This is a genomic window from Lysobacter sp. cf310 (genome assembly GCF_900114355.1).
Classification (GTDB): Bacteria; Pseudomonadota; Gammaproteobacteria; order Xanthomonadales; family Xanthomonadaceae; genus Lysobacter.
Genome location: NZ_FOSS01000002.1, coordinates 472515 through 495074 on the forward strand (window position 1 = coordinate 472515; position 22560 = coordinate 495074).

Annotated in this window: 15 protein-coding genes and 1 tRNA gene; 10 read left to right on the forward strand and 6 right to left on the reverse strand. The window is 70.4% G+C overall.

All coding sequences use genetic code 11. From position 1 onward, the window contains the following. Positions 1-7 precede the first annotated feature (7 nt). Together BMZ45_RS08765 and BMZ45_RS08770 are read left to right on the forward strand one after the other, a co-directional pair. Positions 8-559, forward strand: a complete 552-nt coding sequence (locus BMZ45_RS08765) for an RNA polymerase sigma factor (RefSeq protein ID WP_091635184.1) — start codon at positions 8-10, stop codon at positions 557-559. Next, positions 556-1575 carry a FecR family protein gene (locus BMZ45_RS08770; protein ID WP_091635186.1) on the forward strand — a complete coding sequence of 340 codons (1020 nt, stop codon included), beginning with the start codon at positions 556-558 and terminating at the stop codon, positions 1573-1575. Before BMZ45_RS08765 ends, BMZ45_RS08770 begins: the two co-directional genes overlap by 4 nt. A gap of 242 nt (positions 1576-1817) precedes the next feature. On the opposite strand, the gene BMZ45_RS08775 is transcribed toward BMZ45_RS08770, so the two are convergent. From BMZ45_RS08775 to BMZ45_RS08790, 4 genes are all read right to left on the reverse strand, one after another. Next, on the reverse strand, positions 1818-4610 hold the full coding sequence (locus BMZ45_RS08775; protein ID WP_091635189.1) for a TonB-dependent receptor: 2793 nt from the start codon (positions 4608-4610) through the stop codon (positions 1818-1820). A 70-nt stretch (positions 4611-4680) separates the two neighbouring features. Continuing rightward, positions 4681-5628, reverse strand: a complete 948-nt coding sequence (locus BMZ45_RS08780) for a helix-turn-helix domain-containing protein (RefSeq protein WP_175489010.1) — start codon at positions 5626-5628, stop codon at positions 4681-4683. Positions 5629-5982: 354 nt separating this feature from the next. Then, positions 5983-7761 carry an ATP-binding protein gene (locus tag BMZ45_RS08785; protein WP_091635194.1) on the reverse strand — a complete coding sequence of 593 codons (1779 nt, stop codon included), beginning with the start codon at positions 7759-7761 and terminating at the stop codon, positions 5983-5985. 10 nt (positions 7762-7771) lie between these two features. Further along, the gene (locus BMZ45_RS08790; protein WP_091635196.1) at positions 7772-8521 is read right to left on the reverse strand and encodes a response regulator; all 750 of its coding nucleotides are present in this window, start codon (positions 8519-8521) and stop codon (positions 7772-7774) included. A 141-nt stretch (positions 8522-8662) separates the two neighbouring features. On the opposite strand from BMZ45_RS08790, the gene BMZ45_RS08795 reads away from it, so the two are divergent. The 4 genes from BMZ45_RS08795 to BMZ45_RS08810 all read left to right on the forward strand — a co-directional run bounded on the left by BMZ45_RS08795 (position 8663) and on the right by BMZ45_RS08810 (position 14021). Beyond that, a complete protein-coding gene (locus tag BMZ45_RS08795; RefSeq protein ID WP_175489011.1) occupies positions 8663-9961 on the forward strand; it encodes an FAD-dependent monooxygenase in 1299 nt (432 codons plus the stop codon). After that, complete coding sequence (locus BMZ45_RS08800; RefSeq protein ID WP_139215445.1) at positions 9958-10380, forward strand: ArsR/SmtB family transcription factor; 423 nt, start codon at positions 9958-9960, stop codon at positions 10378-10380. The genes BMZ45_RS08795 and BMZ45_RS08800 overlap by 4 nt, the downstream gene beginning before the upstream one ends. A gap of 192 nt (positions 10381-10572) precedes the next feature. Beyond that, entirely contained in the window at positions 10573-12102 is a 1530-nt protein-coding gene (locus BMZ45_RS08805) for a S8 family peptidase (protein WP_091635204.1), read from the forward strand. An 83-nt stretch (positions 12103-12185) separates the two neighbouring features. Beyond that, positions 12186-14021: an ABCB family ABC transporter ATP-binding protein/permease gene (locus BMZ45_RS08810; protein WP_091635206.1), complete on the forward strand. Its 1836-nt coding sequence runs from the start codon at positions 12186-12188 to the stop codon at positions 14019-14021. Positions 14022-14135: 114 nt separating this feature from the next. On the opposite strand, the gene BMZ45_RS08815 is transcribed toward BMZ45_RS08810, so the two are convergent. Together BMZ45_RS08815 and BMZ45_RS08820 are read right to left on the reverse strand one after the other, a co-directional pair. Continuing rightward, the gene (locus BMZ45_RS08815; protein WP_091635209.1) at positions 14136-18269 is read right to left on the reverse strand and encodes an autotransporter domain-containing protein; all 4134 of its coding nucleotides are present in this window, start codon (positions 18267-18269) and stop codon (positions 14136-14138) included. Between the two features lie 595 nt (positions 18270-18864). Further along, a complete protein-coding gene (locus tag BMZ45_RS08820; protein ID WP_254776607.1) occupies positions 18865-19239 on the reverse strand; it encodes a hypothetical protein in 375 nt (124 codons plus the stop codon). Between the two features lie 387 nt (positions 19240-19626). On the opposite strand from BMZ45_RS08820, the gene BMZ45_RS08825 reads away from it, so the two are divergent. The 4 genes from BMZ45_RS08825 (at position 19627) to BMZ45_RS08840 (ending at position 22534) form a co-directional block, all read left to right on the forward strand. Then, a tRNA-Arg gene (locus BMZ45_RS08825) sits at positions 19627-19703 on the forward strand. Between the two features lie 103 nt (positions 19704-19806). Then, positions 19807-21339, forward strand: coding sequence for an L-piperidine-6-carboxylate dehydrogenase (locus BMZ45_RS08830; protein WP_091635213.1), 1533 nt, complete (start codon positions 19807-19809; stop codon positions 21337-21339). Positions 21340-21397: 58 nt separating this feature from the next. Further along, a complete protein-coding gene (locus BMZ45_RS08835) occupies positions 21398-22138 on the forward strand; it encodes a metallophosphoesterase family protein (RefSeq protein ID WP_091635217.1) in 741 nt (246 codons plus the stop codon). Between the two features lie 66 nt (positions 22139-22204). Beyond that, positions 22205-22534, forward strand: coding sequence for a DUF4190 domain-containing protein (locus BMZ45_RS08840; protein WP_091635220.1), 330 nt, complete (start codon positions 22205-22207; stop codon positions 22532-22534). The last annotated feature ends 26 nt before the right edge of the window (positions 22535-22560 follow it).

Sequence of the window (22560 nt, forward strand, 5' to 3'; positions counted from 1 at the left end):
CAAGGCAATGAACGAGGGCGGCATCGACGCGGCAGAGCTGAGCGGTCCTGTAGCGGACCGCCACGATCTGCCGCGCATGATCGAGCAGCACCGGCCCGCGCTGGTGCGCTACTTCCTGCGCCATCTGCCCAATGGCGACGACGCCGAGGACCTGGCCCAGGAAGCGCTGGTGCGCCTGATGCGCATGCCCTCGCCGGCCGATGTGCTCAATGTCGAAGCCTACCTGCTGCGGATCGCCTCCAACCTGGTGCGCGACCGGTTCCGCCGCGACGTCAGCCATTGCGCCCAGCAGCACGTGTCGCTGGACGAGCTGACCGGCGACTGGCCCAGTGAGGTCCCGTACGGCGAGCGCGTCTACGAAGGCAACAAGCGCCTGCAGTTGTTCCTGACGGCGCTGGACGAACTGTCGCCGCGCTGCCGGCAGGTCTTCCTGCTGCAACGCTACGAAGGCCTGACCTACAGTGCGATCGCCAGGCGCCTGGAGATCAGCGTGAGCGCGGTGGAAAAACAGATGATGCGCGCCCTGCTGCATTTCGATACGCGATTGGGAGATCCGTGAGCACCACCCGTCTTAACGTCGTCGAAGGCGGCGATCCGATCCGGCGCCAGGCCGCGGCCTGGTTCGCGCGGCTGCGCGCGGACGACGTCAGCGAGAGCGACCGTCGCGACTGCCGGCAGTGGCTGGACGCCGACCCGCGCCATCGCGCCGCCTACGAGCGCATCGAGCGCATGTGGTCGACCCTGGGCGAGCATGCGCCGCACCCCGAGGTCGCGCTGCGCATCCGCGCCGACACGCCGGCCGCGGCCGCGCCCCAGCGCGCGCGCCGACGCGGCGCGCGTGTGTCCTGGTGGAGCGGCGCGGCTGCCGCCCTGGTCGCCCTGGCCGTGGTCGGCTGGCGGCTGATGCCGGCGCCGCCGGCGCCCGAACAGCAGTACGTCACCGCGGTCGGCGAAAGCCGCACGATCGCGCTGGAAGACGGCTCGCGGGTGAGCCTGGACACCGACACCCGTCTGCGCGTGCGCTACTCCGGCGAGCAGCGCCTGCTGTCCCTGGTGCGCGGGCGCGCGTTCTTCCGCGTCGCCAAGGGAACGCGCCCGTTCCTGGTCCAGACCGAGGACGGCAGCGTCAAGGCGGTCGGCACCGAGTTCGAGGTCTATCGTCGCGACGGCGAAATCGAAGTGGCCCTGATCGAAGGCCGCGTGGCGCTGTTGTCCGCCGCGCTCGATGGCGCGACGCCGGTGCAGCTGGCCATGCTGGCTCCCGGGCAGAAGGCGAGCTTCGGCCAGCGCAAGCCCTTGCGCATGATCCAGCCCGACCGCCAAGCCGCCCTGCCCGCCTGGCTGTCGGGCAAGCTCGCGTTCGAGGACCAGACCCTGCCGGCGGCGGTGACCGAGTTCAACCGCTACAGCCGCCGCCGCATCGTGCTGCAGGGCGAGGCGGTGGCGCGGATCCGGGTCAGCGGCGTATTCCGCAGCGACGACCCGCATGCCTTCGTCGAAGCCTTGCAGGAGCTGTATCCGGTGACGGTAGCGCCCACGTCCAGCGGCGATCTGCTGCTCAGCGATCGGCGCTGAAGCCTCGCGCTCGCGGCTGAGAAGCCCGCGCCGGGCCGCAGGCGCATCGCCGCGCCGACGACCGTCGAGCATCCTGATCGCGACGTCGATCGCCGGTGATCGCCGACGGCCTCGCAGCGGCTACGTCATTCCCGGCAACGAAAAGACCCCGGCGCCATCGGTGCCGGGGTCTCGTCGCGATGCGTCGATCCGCCGCGGCCATGGCGGCCGCGGCGATCCGTACGGGCCTGCGCCCGACCGACTCAGAAGCGCTGACGGTACTGCATGTAGTAGAACCGGCCCGGCACGTCGTACTGCTGGTCGAACTGGTTGTACGGCGCGGTCAAGGCCAGCGGCGGGTCCTTCTCGAACACGTTGTTGGCGCCGATCGAGACGGTCGCGTTCCAGGGCGTGTTGTAGCGGAACTGGATGTCGTGGTACGTGACCGCGCCCAGGTGGTTCTCCAGCGTCTGCGGGCTGGAGCAATAGGCCTTGAACGCCGCCGGACAGGTCTCGTCGATGCCCGACTTGTAACGCATGCCCCAGGTCGCGCCGAAGTCGCCCTTGCTCCAATCCAGGTACAGGTTGGACTTGATGCGCCAGTACGGATCCTGCGGCAGGTACAGGCCCTGGCGTTGCTCGGGCTTGGAGTCCTTGGTGGTCTTGGTCTCCCAGTTGGCGGTGTAGCTGGTGTCCCAGGTCACCGAGAACTTGCCGTAGACGGTTTCCGGCAGACGGTAGTTGACGGTGACGTCGTAGCCCTCGACCTCGTACTCGGCCAGGTTCAGCAGCGGCAGATCCATGTCGGTGATGGTGCCGGGGTTGCCCGGATAGGCGTTGTCGCGCTTGAACAGGGCGCAGTACACCGCGCGCTCGCCGGGCGTGCCGGAGTAGCACTTGTCGAGCACGAACTGCGCGGTAGGCCGCGTGATCGCGTTCTCGATGGTGATCCGGTACCAGTCCACCGCGATGTCGAAGCCCTGCAGCCAGCTCGGGCTGTAGACGAAGCCCAGGGTCTTGCTGACCGAGGTCTCCGGCTGCAGATCCGGGTTGGACTTGTTGGTGAACGGCTCCACCGTCTGTCGCGACGAGCCGCTACCGGACTGGGTGTAGCCGGCGGGCACGCCGTCGGCGGCGCAGCGTGCGGCCACGGTCGGATCGCTGCGCTTGCCCGAATGGCTGGAGCAGGGATCGGCGTAGCTGACGAAGGTGTCGGAGTCGCCGGCGTAGAGGTTGGTGATGCTGGGCGCGCGGAAGCCTTCCGACCAGTTGCCGCGGATCAGCAGATCGTCGAACGGCTTCCAGCGGAAACCGAACTTGCTGTTCAGGGTGTCGCCGAAGTTGCTGTAGTCCGAATAGCGCGTGGCGATCGAGAAATCCAGCATCTTGGCGAACGGCAGGTCGGCCAGCACCGGCACCGCGAACTCGGCGTAGAGATCGTCCAGCGAGTAATCGCCGCGGGTCGGCTTGCTGCCGTTGCCGGTGCTCAGGCCGGCGGCGATGAAGGCGTCCGGATCGAACTGGCCGCTCTCGGTGCGGTGCTCGTAGCCCGCGGCGAAGCCCAGAGGACCGGCCGGCAGATCGAACAGCTCGCCGCTGATGTTGGCGGTGTAGCTCTTGGATTCGACCTTGCGCGAGTCGTGGGCGGTGAAGGACACGTAGTCCAGCGCTTCCTTGCTGATCGAGCCCAGGCCGCCGAGCGGATTGATCGGCACGCAGCCGGCGATCACCGCGGTGGGCGTGCCGCAGCGGGCCACGCCGCCGCCGTCGACGAAGGACGGGCCATAGGCGTTGCGCAGGTTGGCCAGGTTGAACAGGCCGTAGGTGATGGTGTTCTCGTCGCTGCGGTCGTAGCGGTAGCCCACGTCCCAGTCGAAGGTGCGCTCGCCGAAGTTGAAATAGCCTTCCAGCCCGCCGTAGAAGTGGAAGTTCTTGACGTCCTGGTTGAACGAACGGCCGCCCGATTCCTGGAAGCGGCGGCTGACGCTGATCAGGTCGCGCGCGCCGGCAGTGCCCTTGGTCGGGTTGTAGATGCTGTCCTTGCTCAGGGTCAGGCCGGTGACCGGCATGGCCGCGAGCAACTGCTCGGAGATGCGCTGGTTGTACAGGGTCTCGACGCGGAAGGTCAGGTTGTCGGCGATGTCGAAGGTGCCCTGCGCGAACAGCGACTTGCGCTCCTGCGGGGTCAGCAGGTAGTTGTCGGGCGCGGTGTTGTAGCCGTGCGTGTTGGAGCTGAACGGGACGAAGCTGTTGTTGTTGCCCAGCACGTAGCGCTTGTTGTCGCGCGGATCGACGAACGAGCCCGGAAAGCCGGTATTGCTCTGGCCGCCGAAGAACGGCGGGCCGCCGGCGGAGATCTTGCGATCGCCCGCCATGACCTCCTCTTCCTTCACGTAGGACGCGCCGATCAGCAGCGAGGAGCGGTCGTTGCTCACGCCCAGGCTGAAGTCGTAGGCCTGGCGCATGCCGTCGCCCTGGCCGAACTGGCCGATGTAGGCGCCGGCCTCGGCGCCCTCGAAATTGCTGCGGGTGATGATGTTGACCACGCCGGCGATGGCGTCGGAACCGTAGATCGTCGAGGCGCCGTCCTTCAGCACTTCCACACGCTCGATGATCGAGGCCGGGATGGTGTTGAGGTCGACGGTGCCGTCGAGCTGGGTGGTCCAACGGCGGCCGTTGACCAGCACCAGGGTGCGACCGCTGCCGAGGTTGCGCAGGCTGATGCCGGCCGAGCCGTCGCCGCCGTTGTTGAAGGTGGTGTTGAGCGCCGCGCCGTTGGTCGAGATGCGCTGCAGCACATCGGCGACCGAGGTCACGCCCTGCTTGTCGATCTCGGCGCGGGTCAGAGTGAAGATCGGCTGCGAGGTCTCGATGTCGGCGCGCTTGATGCGCGAGCCGGTGACCTGGATGCGATCGATCTCGGTCGGCGCCTTTTCGTCGAGCGCGGCGGCCGCGTCCTGTGCCTGCGCGACGGGCGCGACGACCGCGAGCGCGATGGCGATTTCCAGCGGCAGCCGCGCGCGACGGGCGGCGGAGGTGGTGGCGTACTGCTTCATCTAGACAAGTCCCCTCGTAGTGGTGGTTGCGTTTCGCGCCTTGTTATCGACGCGTTAAACGCAGGCCAAACTACGGCGCGGCGAGTCCGAGCTGGGTGCGCAATACGGGCGCGGAACTTGCGGATTTCTGGCCGCTGGCTTGCAGGCTGCGATATTCGCTGGCGGTGCAGCCCATACGCGCGCGGAAGGTGCGCGCGAAACTGCACGGCGAATCGAAACCGCAGGCGTGACTGACTTCGCCGATCGACAGGCGGCTTTCGCGCAGCAGCTCGCAGGCCTGTTGCACGCGCTGATTCACGCAGGCGGACTGCACGGTGATGCCGTACACGGCGTGGAAGGTCTTGGAGATCCACCAGGTCGAGAAGCTGGTGAGTTGCGCCAACTCGTCCATCAGCACCACCCGATGCGCGTTGCCGCGCAGGTACAAACGCGCGCGCTGCAGGCGTCCCAGCACCTGGCGTTGGCGCGCGCGGCGCCGCCCCGGGCAGCGCTCCAGCAGTTCGTCGAGCTCGTGCTGGGTCTCGTGCACGTAGGCCAGCAGCATGCGGAACGCGGCCAGGCGCTGATTCGCCAGCCCCGCGCCGGGGGACGCGGTGGCGCTGCGCCGCCACAGCCGCACCAGCGCGCGCCGCTGGACGGCATCCACGCGCCCTTCGCCGGGGATCAGGTCGATGCGCGCGTGGCGCTCGATCTCGCGCATCAGCGCGGGCTTGCAACTGAAGCCGATGACCAGGCCGCGGCGCTCGGTGTCGATGCGCGGCGCGCTGTCGCGATCGAACGCGATCCACTGATTGCGGCCGAGCGCGAAGCGCCCCTCGCGGCTCTCGATTTGCGAGCGCCCGCGCAGCTGCAGCCAGTACGAGGGCGAGGTGCCGGACACGCGCACGCTACCGAAATCCCGCACCAGATAGAGTTGGAAGCCGTCGTTGGACGGCGCCTGATCGCTGTCGATCATCTGCCCGGACTCAATGCTTTCCCAGCCTTCCTGGCTGCCGTAGTGGTGGTATTCGCTTTGCATCGTCGCTGCCCCTGTCGGCCTGGCCGCATCGCGCGGCATCGGGCGCAGGACGCCCCGTCGCGCGCGCCGACGGCGCGGGCGAGTTGCGCCTGCGATGAGGTGGAAGGGCGATCCGGCCCGTAATTCGTTAACGCGCGCGCGGCCCGATCGGCTACGTCACGCGTACCGTCGCTATCGTGTTGCGACGCCGCCGAGTGTTGCGATGCGCGCGTGCGCACGGTTCGAATTGATTCGAACGATCGCGTCGGCGTTCATGTCGCGTATGGATTGCGCACAGGTTCATGCGCGATTGCGAACGCGCTGAAGACACGATCCGCAACATTCGGTATCGCGGCCGACGCCGCGCCGCGAGGTTCAGCTGGGCCGCGGCAGTTCCACGCGCACTTGCAGACCGCCCTGCACGCCCGGCGCGAGCGCGATGTCGCCGCCGTGTCCGCGGATAACGCTGCGCGCGATCGACAGCCCCAGGCCGGAACCGCCGGCATGGCGCGCGCCGGCATCGCCCAGGCGCCGGAACGGCGCGAACGCGTGTTCGTATTGCTCGGGCGGAATGCCGGGGCCTGCGTCGACCACGGTCACGCGCAGAGCCTGCTCGGTTTCCTGCAGCGAGACCCGCACGCGGTCGCCGTAACGGCAGCCGTTGTCGATCAGATTGGCGAACGCGCGCCGCATCGCGATCGGCTGACAGGGCAGATAGGCATGATCGGGCCCGTCGTAGAGCGCGTCGCCGCCGGCGTCGGCGACGTCGTCGCACAGACTGATCAGCAGCGAGGCCAGGTCGACGGTCTGGTGCGGCTCCAGGCTGGCATCCTCGCCGGCGAAGGCCAGGCAGCCGGAGATCATGGTTTCCATCTGCGCGATTTCGGCCAGCAGGCGCTCGCGGTGGCCGTCGTCCACGTACTCGGCGTACAGGCGCATGCGCGTGAGCGGCGTGCGCAGATCGTGCGAGATCGCCGCCAGCTGCTGGGTGCGGTCGTCGACGAAGCGCTTCAGCCGCACCTGCATTTCGTTGAACTTGTGCGCGATCGTCGCGTATTCGGGAATGGTCATGCCTTCGATCGGCGTCGGCTCGCGCTCGCGCCCGAGGCGCTCGGCGGCCTGCGACAGCTTGGTCAGCGGCTGCAGGAAGCTGCGCGCGGTCCACATCGATAAGCCGGCGACCGCGACGATCAGCAGGGCCATGCCGCTGAGCTTGAACAGGTGGTGCAGCCAGCGCGGACTCGGCCGGCCCGGGCTGGCCAGCAACCAGCCGCCGTCGGGCAGCTCGATCGCCACCGACATGCGCGGCAGCGCCTCTTCCGCGCGCAGACCGTCCAGGAACGGCGGCCCCGCCACCGGGCCCAGGACCATGCCGATCCGCCCCATCAGCGTAGTCGCGGGCGGCGCGTCGACGCGGCGCAGTGCGATGTTCGGCGGCAAGGCCACGCCGGCGGGGTCGCGCAAGGCGGCCATGCGCGGCAGGGTCTCGGGCGTCGGCGGCGCCCAGGCCGGCTCGGTCTGGGCGGGCGTAGCCGGCGGCAGCGCGACCGCGCTCTGCTTCGTCAACAGCGCGGGCGCGAATTCGGAGGCGTCCTGGTTGGCGGCCGGCACGGTCGGCGCCGACGCGACCACGCCGGGGCTGGGCAGCGCGGTGATGGTGACCATGCCGGCCGCCGGGCGCGCGGCCACCGACAGAATCTCGCCGCGCTCGGCGCCCTGACGCGGCACCACCACGGTCACCTGGCGCACGCCGCGGCCGTGTTCGTCGGGCAGCACGTTCATCGATACCGCGTAGGCGCCACCGCTGGTGTCGGGGCTTTCGACCAGGCGCCGGCGCATGCTTTCGATCAGGCCCGACAGCGGCGGGCCATGGCGATCGTCGCTGGGCGGCAGCAAGGCGAACTCGAGCTTGCGCCGGTGCCTGGCCTCCTCGGCCGCGGCCGCGCGCTGCGCCTGCGGCAAGGCGGCGATCATCGCGCGCACGTCCAGCGCCTGCTGCACCAGCGATTGCTCGTCGACCAGGGTCGGCCCGGCCGAACGCAGGGCCATGCCGATCGCGATGTCGATCAGCAGGGTCATGGCCATGGTCGACAGCACCACGATCGCGATGCGCGGCGCCAGCCGCATCCGCGACAAGGACAGGCGCGCCTTCATCGGTCCCGCCTCACCGCGCGCGCGCCTCGCCGGCGACGCTGACGTCGGCGGCGAAGATATAGCCCTCGTTGCGCACGGTCTTGATCAGGTTCGGGCGCTGCGGACTGTCCTCGATCTTGCGCCGCAGGCGGCTGATCTGGACGTCGATGCTGCGGTCGTAGGGCGTGAGCACGCGGCCCTTGACCAGGTCGATCAACTGATCGCGCGAGAGCACGCGCTGCGGGTGCTCCAGGAACGCCAGCAGCAGGTCGAACTCGCCGCTGGTGAGGTCGGTGAGCGCGCCCTGCGGCGAGACCAGGCTGCGGTGGCGCGCATTGAGCTTCCAGCCCATGAAGGCGTACTCCGAGCCGCCGCGCGCGGCCCCGCGCCAGTCGGCGTCGGCGCGGCGCAGCAGGGCGCGGATGCGCGCGAGCAGTTCGCGCGGGTTGAAAGGCTTGGCGATGTAGTCGTCCGCGCCCAGCTCCAGCCCGACCACGCGGTCGGTGTCGCCGTTCATGGCGGTCAGCAGGATCACCGGCACCTGGCTGCTGCTGCGCAGCTTGCGGCACAGGGTGAAGCCGTCGTCGCCGGGCATCATCACGTCCAGCAGCACCACGCTGACCGGCTCGGCAGCCATGCGCTCGGCCATGCCGATGCCGTCGCCGGCCTCGAGCACGCGCATGCCGTGATCGCCGAGGAAGCGGGCGAGCATGGAACGGATGGTGTCGTCGTCGTCGACGACGAGTACGGTCGGTGCGGCGCTGGCGTAGGCGGATCCCATGGGGCGCAGGTTAAACGAAGGCCGGGGGCGGCCCATGCTCTGTAACACAGTGAAACAAAACGATGGATAGCCGAAATCGCCCGGGCGCGCGCGCTGCCTAGGATTCGAGGGGTCGCCGCCCCCACGGTCCGAATGCCGCGCATGTCTTCTTCGACGTTGCAGCTCTCCCCCGCCCTGCGCCGCGCCGTCCCGGCCGATGCCGCGCCCCTCCCCACCCCCAGCGCCATGCCGCGCGCCGCCGCCCAAGCCCGCCACCCGCTGCGCGGGCGCAAGGTCGCGGTGGTCGGGGCCAGCCTGGGCGGCCTGTGCCTGGCCCGACTGCTGCAGCGCCAGGGCATCGAGGTCGAAGTCCACGAGGCGCGCAGCGCCAGCGACCCGGCCTGGTACCGGCGTAGCCTGGCGATCGACCGCGAGCCGGCGATCAAGGCCCTGCGTGCGGCCGAACTGGGGCCGCTGTTCGAACGCTGCTGCGAGCGCGAGCGCGCCTACACCCGCCTGGTCGACGCACAGGGCCGGCGCCAGCGCGACCGCGCCCTGCCCGCGCGCGCCCTGCCGCAGTGGCGGATCGAATACGGCCTGCTGCGCGATCTGCTGCTCAACAGCCTCGAACCCGGCAGCGTGATCTGGGGCCGCCGCTTCACCTCCTTGACCGGCGCGCCCGACGGCAGCCAGCGCCTGAACTTCGCCAACGGTGCGCGCGGCAGCGCCGACCTGGTGATCGGCGCCGACGGCGCCTGCTCGCTGCTGCGCCCGTATGCGACGCCCAGCGGCCTGCGCTATTCCGGCGTGACCCTGATCGAAGCGCAGGTACCGCTGCCGGAGCTGCGCGTGCCGCGCATCGCCTTGTGGCTGGATCAGGACCGGCTGGCGGTGCGCGACGCCGACGCGGCCCTGATCGCGCAGCGCAACAGCCTGCGCGGCATGGACCTGCGCATCGCCCTGCGGGTGCCGCGCGACTGGTCGCTGCGCGGCGTGGACTGGAACGATTCGGCGCAGGCGCGCGGCCTGCTGCGCCAGCAGCTCGCGCATTGGGATCCCAAGTTCCTGCGCCTGATCGACGCCGCCGAACCGCGCTTCGCCGCGCGCGCCCTGCTGACCAGCGCGCCCGATCGCGCCTGGGCCGAGCGCGGCGCGATGACCCTGTTGGGCGCGTCCGCGCGCATGGCGCCGATGCTGCTGAACGACCGCAAGAGCGGCGAACTGCAGGACGCGCTGGAGCTCGCGCAGGCACTGACTTCGTCGCGCCACCGCGACTCGATCGCGGCCGCGCTGGCCGACTACGAACGCGGCCTGCTGGCGCGTGCGGTCGATGAAGGCCGCGACGCCCAGCGCGTGCTCGCCGCCCTGCTGCCGCAACCCAGCGTGATCGGCCCGGCGCGCTCCTGGCGTTCGATGGCGCGCAGCCTGGGCAGCCTCGCCGGCCGGTGGCTGCCGCGATGAACCTGACCGGCACCTGGCCCCTGCACGCCCTGCCCGACAGCGCCTCGACGCCCAGCGGCGGACGCGGCCGCAGCATTACCGCGCACGCCGCCGCCGCGACCGAACGCACCGCGACCCTGGCCTCGGCCCTGACCGACGCCTTCGGCAATCCCAAGCGCGGCCAGATCCTGTTCTACGCCGCCAGCGCGCCGGGGCTCAGCATCGGCGACCTGTCCAGCCTGCTCGGCTGCAGCGTGTCGCTGGCCTCGCAATACGTGGCGCAACTGGAACACCAGGGCTGGCTGGCGGTGATCAGCGACGGCCGCCGCCGCCGCGTGCGCGTGGCCGACGAGAGCCGGCGCCTGGCGATCGAAACCCTGCGCACGATGGCCGACGAACTCGGGCCGATGGCGCCGCTGCGGGCGGTGGGCGAGCGCTAGCCGCGCCGCAACGTCGAGCGATGGGGCCTGGGCGGAGGCGGTGCGCGCGGAGCGCCCCGACCTGCCGCCGCAGTTGGTGCTCGCGCCCGCGGCCTGAGCCCGACCGCGGCGCGCGCTCGCTGCGCCGCCGCGTGTCTTGCCGCCGGAAAGCAGTACGCTGACCGCTGCCGTACCCGGTATCGGAACGCCGCCATGCCCTTCTCTCGCTCTTGCCTCCTCGTGCTGTTGTGCCTGATCGCCTGGCCGACGCTGGCGCAGACGCCCAAGGTCGCGGCGGCGGCGACGGCGCGCGTGCAGGCGCAGGGCGAAGCGCCGGTGTTCGTGCTGATGAAAACCTCCGCCGCCGCGCCCGGCGCGCGCGACGCGTCCGCGGCGCGCCTGCATCCGCAGGTCCGACTGGACGTGGATGCGGTGCTGGCCGCGCTGCCGCGACGCGCGCAGGGCCGCGTGCTGCGCCGCTACCAGCGCGTGCCCGGCTTCGCGCTGCGCGCCGACGCCGCGACCCTGGCCGCGCTCGCGCGCGATCCGCGCGTGGCGCGGGTCGACCTGGACGTCGGCGGCTCCGGCGGCGCGATCGCGCCGGACAACGCGCTGGTGCTCAACAACCTGCACGAAGTCGCGGGCGCGGGGTACTCCGGCGCCGGCATGAAGGTCGCGGTGATCGACACCGGCATCGACACCGATCATCCCGATTTCGCCGGCCGCCTCGTCGGCCAGGCCTGCTTCTGCAGCGTCGGCGGCGGCTGCTGTCCCAACGGCGGCGCCACCCAGAGCGGCGCCGGCTCGGCCGAGGACGATCACGGCCACGGCAGCAATGTCGCCGGCATCATCGGCGGCAACGGCACGGTCGCGCCGCGCGGCGCGCTGCCGCAGGTCAGCCTGGTCGCGGTCAAGGTGCTGGATCGCAACAACCGCTTCTGCTGCATCGCCGACATCGTCGCCGCGCTGGACTGGGTCGCGACCAACCATCCCGACGTCGACGCGGTGAACCTCAGCCTGGGCACCGATGCGCAGTTCGTCGGCGACTGCGACAGCGCCACCGCCTGGACCCAGGCGATGGCGGTGGCGATCGGCAACCTCAACGCCCAGGGCGCGGTGGTCACGGTGTCCAGCGGCAATCAGGGCAGCCTCAACGCGATGGCCGCACCGGCTTGCGTGCGCAACGCCGTGTCCACCGGCGCGACCTGGGACTTCGCCGGTGGCCCGATCACCTACCTGGGCTGCAGCGAAACCTCGACCGCGCCCCTGCAACCGACCTGCTTCGCCAACCGCAGCGCCACCACCGACCTGTTCGGCGCCAGCGCCTTCGTGACCGCGGCCGGCCTGAACGGCGGCAGCTCCACCTTCGGCGGCACCTCGCAAGCGGCGCCGCAGGCCTGCGCCTGCGCGACGGCGCTGAAACAGGCGGCGCCGGCCAGCACCGTGGCCCAGCGCATGGAGGCGATGACTCTGTCGAGCACGCGCATCCAGGACCCCGCCAGCGGCCGCAGCTACCCGCTGCTGAACTGCCGCGACGCCTTCGGCCTGCTCAATCCCGAGGTGTTCGGGCCGCTGCCGATGAACGGCTCGCAGCCGCTGATCCCGCCCGCCGATCCGCCGGCCGGCTTGAGCGGCGCGGCCAGACCGACGCCGAAGTCGGCGCCGCTGCCGTCCACGCCGCGCGTCGCGCCCGCGCGCGAGGCGCGCGAATCGCGGCTGCGCGGGGCCCTGCGCCTGCGCTGAACGCCGCGTCGGCGCCTGTCGCGACTTGACCTCAAGCAGCCTTGAGGTCCTATCCTCCTCGCCATTCCCCCTCCGGTTCCTGCATGAACACCCCTGCCCCCGTCGACACGGAGGTCGTGCCGGTCGCACGCGCCGCCGGCTCGCGCGGCGACTATTCGGTCGTCGCCGAACTGCTGCCCTACCTGCGCCCCTATCTGGGCCGGATCCTGCTCGCGCTGGGCATGGTGCTGGCCGCCAAGCTGTTGAACCTGGCCGTGCCGATGGTGCTCAAGCGCATCGTCGACGGTTTGAACGTCGCCCCCAGCCTGCTGGTGCTGCCGGTCGGCCTGCTGGTCGCCTACGGCGCGGCGCGCGTCGGCACCACCTTGTTCGGCGAGCTGCGCCAGATCGTGTTCGCGCGGGTGATGGCGCGGACCTCGCGCGAAGTGACCCTGCGCGTGTTCCGCCACCTGCACGGGCTGAGCCTGAAGTTCCACCTCGGCCGCCGCACCGGCGGCGTCGCACGCGACGTCGAACGCGGCGGCACCGCGATCACCGACCTGCTCGACTGGACCCTGTACTCGATCGTGCCGGTGATCCTGGAAGTCAGCCTGGTCACCGCGGTGCTGGTGTGGACCTACGACTGGCGCTTCGCCTGCGTGACCCTGGTCACCTTGGTCGCCTACGGCGCCTGGACCTTCGCGGTCACCGAATGGCGCACCCGCTACTACCGCGCCGCGGTCGAGGCCGACACCCGCGCCAACGAACGCGCGGTGGATTCGCTGCTCAACTACGAGACCGTCAAATACTTCAACAACGAGGCCCACGAAGCCGCGCGCTACGACGACAACCTGCGCTCGCTGGAGAACGCACGGGTCAAGTCGACCAAGACCCTGGCCATCCTCAACCTGGGCCAGAGCGCGATCGTCGCCATCGGCGTGACCGCGATGATGTGGCTGGCCGCGAGCGGCGTGGTCGCGGGCGAACTCACGGTGGGCGACCTGGTGCTGGTCAACGCCTACCTGCTGCAGCTGTCGGCGCCGCTGAACATGCTGGGCATGATGTACCGCGAGGTGAAGCAGTCGCTGACCAACATGGAGCGATTGTTCGGCTTGCTGGACGAGCGCCACGACGTGCGCGACGCGCCCGGCGCGGTGGCGCTGGCGCCGAGCCGGCCGCGCGTGCGCTTCGAGCAGGTGCATTTCGGCTACGACCCGCGCCGCGAGATCCTGCGCGGCATCGATTTCGAGATCGCCTCCGGCGGCACGGTGGCGGTGGTCGGGCATTCGGGCTCGGGCAAGTCGACCCTGGCGCGCCTGCTGTACCGTTTCTACGACGTCGACAGCGGCCGCATCAGCATCGACGGCCACGACCTGCGCGAACTGACCCAGTCCTCGCTGCGCGGCGCGATCGCGATCGTGCCGCAGGACACGGTGCTGTTCAACGACAGCATCTACTACAACATCCGCTACGGCCGGCCCGAAGCCGAACGCGCGGAAGTCGAGGCGGCCGCGCGCGCCGCCCACATCCACGACTTCATCGCCGCCCTGCCCGACGGCTACGACACCCCGGTCGGCGAGCGCGGCCTGAAGCTGTCCGGCGGCGAGAAGCAGCGCGTGGCGATCGCGCGCGCCCTGCTCAAGAACCCCTCGATCCTGATCTTCGACGAAGCCACCTCGGCGCTGGACTCCAAATCCGAGCGCGCGATCCAGGCCGAACTGGACCGCATCAGCGTGGGCCGCACCACCCTGGTGATCGCGCACCGGCTGTCGACGGTGATGGACGCCGACCAGATCCTGGTCATGGACGCCGGCCGCATCGTCGAGCGCGGCGAACACGGCGAACTGCTGCGCCGCGGCGGCGTGTACGCGCAGATGTGGATGCTGCAGCAGCGCGAAGCGGAAGCCGGACCCGAAGGCGCGCCGGCCGTCGTGGTCTGATCGGCGGCCTAAAAAACAGCGGGCCCGCATGGCGCATCCGCCAGCGGGCCCGTTGCATGCAGCGATGACGATCCGCTCCCGACCGGCGCCCTGCGGCGCCGGCCGTGGCCGGCCTCAGTCGCCGGTCTTGGCGGTGGCCTGGGCCTCGTCGCTCAGATCCGGCGCCAGCGCCGACATCGGTTGCGCGCGCGGGTTGAACGACAGCAGCAGGCCGAAGCTGGTGCTGGGGTCCAGGCCCGACGCGTGCTCGCGACGCAGCAGCACCGACAGCTTCCAACCGCTGGCGATGTCCATGTCCACGCCGCCGCCGTACATCAGCGCGTTGTTGCCGTAGCTGCGCAGGCCGAGCGTGTAGTCGTTCGCGACCGGCATCACCACGTAGTTCAGATCGACGTTGCTGCTGTTGCTGATCGCATCGCGGTACTCGAGCATCCAGTACGGACGGAACAGGCTCTTCGCGCCCTGGACCAGGTAGCTGCCTTCCAGACCCACCGCCAATCCGTTGTTCTTCACCGTCTGCGAGCTGTAGGCCAGGTCGTAGATGCCCAGGCCGAACTCGCGATACGCATCCAGACGCGTGCGGCTGGCGTCGAAGCGACCATAGCTGGTCAGGGTCATGCGATCGCCGGTGCGCTCGTAACCGACCGTCAGGGCACCGAAGGACTGGCTGCCGTCGCGTTCGGCGGTGGCGGTCGCGCCGGCCGGATCGCTCCAGCGCTTGATGTCGAAGCCCAGACGGCCCCAACCCAGGGTGCCGTCGACGAACAGGTGCTCGCCGTGGCGCCACAGGCCGTACACCGACAGCGAACGCTGATCGGCATCCAGGCGCGAGCTCGAACGGGTCAGATCGGTGTCGTTCCAGGCGAAACCGCCGGCCACACCGAACAGGAACTGTTCGTTGATGCGCCAGTCGGCGCCGACCGTGATGCCGTCGCTGCGGAAGTTGTAGCCCTCGCTGCCGCTGCGGCCTTCGCGGTCGCCGGCCGTGACCGTACCCGCGGTCCACACGCCCCAACCCGGTGGCAGGCGCAGGGCGTCGTCGGACACCAGCTGCGCGGCCGGCAAGGTCAGGCTGTTGTTGCGGCCGCTGGCCACGTTCAGGCTCAGGCCGTTGCTGGAACGGTTGCCGCTGCCGTGGCGCAGCTGACGCAGGCGATCGCGGATGTTGGACTGCTGCGCCATCGCGAAGCGCACGCTGGTGTCGACCTGGGCCTGCAGCAGACCGACCACGCCCGGATCGCGGGTCGGATCGGGACGCGCGGTGACCGACAGACCGGTGCTGACCGAGGCCTGCACGTAGTTCGCCGTCGCCGCCTGGGTGGCGACCAGGGTGGCCGTGCCGGGACCGACGATGGTCACCTGGCGTCCGCTCACCGTCGCCACCGCGGTGTTGCTGCTGGTGAAGGTGAAGGCGCCGCTGGGGTTGCTGCTGGTCGGATTGGGCAGGTCGAACGCGGGCTCGCCCACGGTCTTGACCACGTTGCCGATCCAGCTCAGCACCGGCGTGGCCGCGCCGATGGTGACGGTGCGCGTGACTTGCGCGGCGGCGGTGTAGCTCGCGTTGCCGGCCTGGTTGGCGGTCAGCGTGCAGTTGCCCGCGGCCAACATGGTCACCACGCTGCCGGCGACGCTGCACACCGCCGGCGTGGTGCTGGCGAACACCACCGGATTGCCCGAGGCGCCGCCGCTGGCGGAGACCGAGAAGGTACCGTTGGGCGCATAGGTCGGCGCGGCCGGGTTGGCGTTGAAGTTGGTGATCGCTTGCGGGGCCGCCGCGATCGTCACGTTCAAACTGACCTGCGGCGCGGCGCTATAGCTGGCGTTGCCGGCCTGGTCGGCGGTGAGCGAACAGGTGCCCGCGGCCACCATGGTCGCGGTGCCGCCGGCGACGGTGCAGACCGCAGGCGTGGTGCTGGCGAACACCACCGGATTGCCCGAGCCGCCGCCGTTGGCGGAGAGCGCGAACGTGCCGTTGGGCGCGTACACCGGCGCGGCCGGATTGGCGGCGAAACCGGTGATGGCCTGGGTCGCCGCGGCGATCGTCACGTTCAAGCCGACCTGCGGCGCGGCGCTGTAGTTGGCGTCGCCGGCCTGATTGGCGGTGAGCGAGCAGGTACCGCCGCCGAGCATGTTGACCGTGCTGCCGCTGACCGTGCACACCGCCGGCGTGGTGCTGGCGAACACCACCGGACTGGTCGACGGGCCGCCGCTGGCGGAGACCGTGAACGTGCCGCCCGGCGCATACGTCGGCGCGGCCGGGTTGGCGGCGAAGTTGGTGATCGTCTGCGTCGCAGCCGAGATGTTCACGTTCAACGCGACTTGCGGCGCGGCGCTGTAGTTGACGTTGCCGGCCTGGTCGGCGGTCAGCGCGCAGTTGCCCGCGCTCTGCATCGTCACCGTGCTGCCCGCGACGGTGCACACCGCCGGCGTGGTGCTGGCGAACACGACCGGGTTGCCGGACGCGCCACCGCTGGCCGAGAGCGTGAAGCTGCCGCCCGGGGCGTACACCGGCGTCGCCGGGTTGGCGGCGAAGCCGGTGATCGTCTGCGTCGCGGCCGCGATGCTCACGTTCAAAGTAGCCTGCGGCGCCGCGCTGTAGTTGGCGTTGCCGGCCTGATTGGCGGTCAGCACGCAGTTGCCCGCGCTCTGCATCGTCACCGTGCTGCCGGCGATGGTGCACACCGCCGGCGTGGTGCTGGCGAATACGATCGGATTGCCGGACGCGCCGCCGCTGGCCGAAACCGTGAAGGTGCCGCCCGGCGTATACGTCGGCGCGGCCGGGTTGGCGGCGAACGCCGTGATCGCCTGCGCGACCGTGGCCACCGTCAGGCTGTAGGCGCGGGTGCCGCTGAAACCGTTGCTGGACGTGGCCTGGACCGTGAAGTTGTAGGTGCCCGCCGCGGTCGGCGTACCGGACAGCGCGCCCGCCGCGCTCAGACTGAGTCCCGCAGGCAAGGCGCCGGCGCTCAACGAGAACGTGTAAGGCGCCGTGCCGCCGTTGGCGCTGCTGGCGGTGATGGTTTGCGAGTACGCGACGTTGTACACCGGATTGGGCAAGGTCGCCGGCGCGACCGTCGTGGTCACCGTGGTGCAGACCAGCGCCGCGTTGGTCACGTCCGCGGCGATCGCGTTGCCGCTGGCCGGAGTGACGCTGCACAACTGCCCCGCCGGCGACGAAAGCACGCTGATGTTCCAGTTCGCGCCGACCGGCAAACGGGTCGGGAAGACATAGCTGTTGGCGGCCTGCGCCACCACCACCTGCTGCGTGCTGACCGGATTGGTCGCGTTGAGCTGCAGGGTGACCGCGCCGGTCTGGCCGCTGGCCGGGCCGCCGACCGCGAACTGGGTCGGCGCGAAACACACCAGCGCCGCGCCGTTGCCGGCCTGCACGCCGTTGTTGATGGTGACCGCGGTCAGGCCGGTCGCGCCCGAGCTGCCGCCCGCGCCGCCGCCGCCGCCGCCGTTCCAGTTCTGCTGGCAGGCCGTGGTGCCGACGCCGGCACCGCCGCCGCCCGCGCCGACCGTGGCGCCACCGCCACCGCCGCCGCCATAGCCGGCGCCGCTGAAGGAACCGGAGAAATTGAAGGAATCGCCGCCGTCGCCGTTGGCCGCGTTGCCCGCGGTGGCCGGAAAGCCGCCGCAGCCGCCACCGCCCGCACCGCCGGTGCCGACCGCACCGCCGCCGCCGCCGTAGGGGCCGGGGCCGCCGGGCACGTCCGCGCCCGCGCCGCCGACACCGCCGCCGCCCACGCCGCCGGCGCCGCCGGCGATCACATTGGACGTGCTCCAGCCCGCATTGCCGCCGCCACCGCCGCCGCCGGCGATGCCGACGCGGTTGCCGACGCCGTTGCCGCCCACGCGCAGATCGGTGGCGCCGCCGCCGATGCCGTCGATGCCCTGGCCGATGCCGCCGGGGTTGACCGCCTGCGAGCCCTGCCCGCCGACCCAGATCGACAGCGTCGCGCCCGGCGTGACCGCCAGGGTGCCGCGCACGCGTCCGCCCAGGCCGCCGGTGCCGCCCGGCGAGTTCGGGCTGCCGCCGATGCTGCCGGCGCCGCTACGTCCGGCGGCGCCCTGGGCACCGCTGAGGTAGACGGTCAGCGAATGCACGCCGGCCGGCACGGTGACGGTTTGCTCGCCGCCGGTGAAGCCGAACGCTGCGGGGGTCTCCCCGACCGCGCAGGTTTGCGCCTGCGCCGTGCCGACCAGGGCCAGGCCCGTCAGCAGCACCGCGCTCAAGAAGGTCATGGATTTGCGCGCCATCCGCGTCAGCGGAGCAGCGCACACGGACACCGGCACACCGGCGTATCTCGCCTTGCCTAGACAACGATTCATTACGGCCCCCTGGTACGGATCGCATCGATGCGTCCGCAAAATGTGTGTGATCACGGCACACTTTGGTGTGTGACAATGCGCACAATTTCCCCACGCAACGATTGCACGTCGTGTGCTCAGGGGCAATCCCCAGGATCAGGTAGCCGGCCGGACCCGGCCGGGCGGACGGCGTGGCCGCACCCCGGCATGAGGGCCGCATACGCCCCCGTCCCGCTCACGCGAATGCCGCAAAACCCCTGGGATTCAGCGTCTTCGCGCCAACCCTCGCTGCGCTGCCGTAGGCGCGGCGTGGCAGTCCCCTTCCTGGTACGCCCCCGGGCGACTTCCCCCGCCCTCGTGTCCCGGCTCCCGCCTAACGGCGCAGTTGAGGTACTCAACGGCGGGGCTGGCCGCGACCGGCCACCGCCGGAGGCGGCGACCGGGCCCCGGCAGAGGCTCACCGCCGGGGCGTTGGACCGGCCGGCGCCGGCCGCGGCCTACCGGGCCGCGCTCGCGGCCCGCTGGCAGATCAGTACGAGCCGCCCGCCGGGCGCGGCCGACGTTCGAACATGGGCACGGTCACGCCGGTGGCCGGGCTGCCGTCGGCCTTCCAGACCAGGGTTTGCGCCGGGAACTCCTCCTTGCGCGTCATCGCATCGATCTTGGCCGCGATCAGCTTGGCCGCGCCCTTGGCGTCGGGGTTCCAAGCGAACACGCCCGCCGCGCCGTACCAGACCGCGGGAGTGGCGGCGTCGAGGCGACGATCCGGACACAGGGTGTAGCTGCGCTGGGCCAGCACCCGCAAGGCGCCCACCGGAACCGCACGCACGCCGGGCGTGGTGCGTTCCTTGGAATGCCCCGGGCATAGGCGCGCGGCTTCGGCGATCGCCGCTTCGTAGACCATCGCATCGGATTGGGCGAAGGCGGTACCGGCGCCGAACAGCAAGGCGGCCGCGACACCGGCCTGTTGCATCCTGCGGTGGGTACGGGGATCGAATCGCATAGACGAACTCCTTAATCCATGTCGGAAATGCGGCGATGACGCGACCGGCGCCGGGGCAGGATTTGGTTCGAGACGACGCCCGAGCACCGGTCTTGCCCAGAGTAATCAGGCGATTCCAGGCAAATGTGAGCGTTCGGTGAGGCTTCCGGCCACGAATGCGCGGCGCCGACATGGCGGCGCGCGCAACGGGCCGAGTACAATTGGCGGATCGATACGCCGGCCTCGCTCGCCCTAGCCGGTCCGCATTGCGGGCGCATCAGATCACGCAAGCGATTGATTTCATTGCAAGGCCCCGTAGCTCAGCTGGATAGAGCATCCCCCTCCTAAGGGGAAGGTCACACGTTCGAATCGTGTCGGGGTCGCCATGTGGATCGCAGCAAATAGAGCGCAATTTTTGTGCGCAGGCGCCGCACATTCCGTGTGCGGACTTTTCAAAAAGCTTACCTACCTGATTCTGGAGTTCTTGCAATGACGCACGCTGTTCTTACCGCACTCGGCCTGAAAGACCTGGAATCCGGCACCTATCTCGGCCACGGCGAATGGGCCGCGACGCGCGACGCGGGCGTGCTGGAATCGATCAACCCCACCGACGGCGAAGTGCTGGCGCGCGTGCAGGCGTCCTCGCAGAGCGATTACGACACCATCGTCGAGCGCGCCCAGGCCGCGTTCGCGGTGTGGCGCACCACCCCGGCCCCGCGCCGCGGCGAAGCCATCCGCCTGTGCGCCGACGCGCTGCGCAAGCACAAGGACGCGCTGGGTTCGCTGGTCGCGCTGGAAATGGGCAAGTCCAAGCCGGAAGGCGACGGCGAAGTGCAGGAAATGATCGACATCGGCGACTTCGCCGTCGGCCTGTCGCGCCAGCTCTACGGCCTGACCATGCACTCCGAGCGTCCCGGCCACCGCATGTACGAGCAGTGGCATCCGCTGGGCCTGGTCGGCGTGATCTCGGCCTTCAATTTCCCGGTCGCGGTGTGGGCCTGGAATTCGTTCATCGCGGCGATCTGCGGCGACATCACGATCTGGAAGCCCTCGCCCAAGACCCCGCTGTCGGCGGTGGCCTCGATGAAGATCTGCAACGAAGCGCTGCGCGCCGGCGGCTTCCCCGACATCTTCTTCCTGTTCAACGACGCCGGCACCGAGCTGGCGTCGAACTTCGTCGACGACAAGCGCATCGGCCTGATCAGCTTCACCGGTTCGACCAAGGTCGGCCGCCACGTCGGCGAGCGTGTCGCCCGCCGCATGGGCCGTTCGCTGCTGGAGCTGGGCGGCAACAACGCCATCATCGTCGACGCCAGCGCCGACCTGAAGCTGGCGATCCCGGCCATCGCGTTCGGCGCGGTCGGCACCGCCGGCCAGCGCTGCACCACCACGCGCCGCCTGTTCGTGCACGAGTCCATCTTCGATGACGTGCTGACCAAGCTGGTCGCGGCCTACAAGCAGGTCGAGAAGAAGATCGGCGATCCGACCGACCCGGCCAACCTGATGGGCCCGCTCAACAGCCGCGACGCGGTGCAGGCCTACCTGGACGCGGTCGAGAAGGCCAAGGCCAGCGGCGGCAAGGTCGAGACCGGCGGCGCGGCGATCGAGCGCAAGGGCAACTTCGTGCTGCCGACCATCGTCACCGGCCTGAGCAACGACGCCGAAGTCGTGCAGACCGAAACCTTCGCGCCGATCCTGTACGTGATGAAGTTCAAGACCCTGGACGAGGCGATCGCGCTGCAGAACGACGTGCCGCAGGGCCTGTCCTCGTCGATCTTCACCGCCAACCTCAAGGCGGCCGAGGCCTTCCTGTCGGCGGCCGGTTCGGATTGCGGCATCGCCAACGTCAACATCGGCACCTCCGGCGCCGAGATCGGCGGCGCGTTCGGCGGCGAGAAGGAAACCGGCGGCGGTCGCGAGTCGGGTTCGGACGCGTGGCGCGCCTACATGCGCCGCCAGACCAACACCATCAACTACTCCGACGCATTGCCGCTGGCGCAGGGCATCAAGTTCGACCTCTGAGGTCGCAACCGCAAGACCAGGCGGGTCCGCTCAGGCGGACCCGCTGCGGGAGCCCGCGATGCGCATCGCCGTAGTCTCCGATATCCACGGCAACCTGGATGCGCTCACCGCCGTCCTCGCCGACATCCGCGCGCGCGCCTGCGACCTCACCGTCAATCTCGGTGACATCCTGTCCGGCCCGCTGCAACCGGTGGCCACCGCCGACCTGCTGATCGGCCTGGATCTGCCCACCATCCGCGGCAACCACGAGCGCCAGCTGCTGGACACCGCGCGCGAACGCATGGGCGAGTCCGACGCCTACGCGCGCGACCGGTTGCGCCCCGACCAACTGGCCTGGATCGCCTCGCTACCGGCGACGCTGGCCTTGAGCGAGTCCGTCTATCTCTGCCACGGCACGCCGCGCGACGATCTCGAATACTTCCTCGAACACCTGGACGACGGCGTGCCGCGCGCGGCGAACCCGGACGAAGCGCGGCAACGCGCGGGCGAGATCGCGCATGCGCTGATCCTGTGCGGCCATACCCATATCCCGCGCGCGATACGCCTGGACGACGGCCGCCTGCTGCTCAATCCCGGCAGCGTCGGCTTGCAGGCCTATCACAGCGAGCATCCCAGCCCGCACGACATGGAGGTCGGCGATCCGCGCGCCCGCTACGCCATCGTCGACGACGCCAGCGGGCGCTGGCAGCCCGAGCTGATCGCGGTCGACTACGACCACGACGCCGCGGCCGCATTGGCGCTGCGCAACGGCCGCGCCGATTGGGCGCGGGCCCTGCGCAGCGGCCGGGTCGCGGGCTGAGCGAGCTGTCGCGACGCCGCCCCGGCCGCTATCGTGGCTGCGCCCGGCCTCGCAAAGGATCGCGCCGTGAACGGTCCCGAACTCGAAAACGTAGGCGCCTGGCCCTTGGTCGGCGTGGCCCTGGGCGTGCTGGCCTGGGCCCTGGCGGTCTGGGCCTGGTTCGCCACCGCCCAACTCGACGAGCACCTGGGACGTGTGCTGCCGGCGCAGTTCGTTGCCCTGCTGGCGGTGATCTGCGGGCATAAGGCGCGCGCCGCGATCCGCCGAGGCCAGGAACCGCCCGGCGGCGGCGGCCTGGCCGCAGCCGCCCTGTGGCTGGGCTATCCGGTGCTGTTGAGCCTGCTGTTGGCCTTGGGTTTCCTGGTGTTTTTCCTGTGCTGCGGCGTGGTGGGATGAGCCGCCTCGGGCCGTGCCCGCGGCCC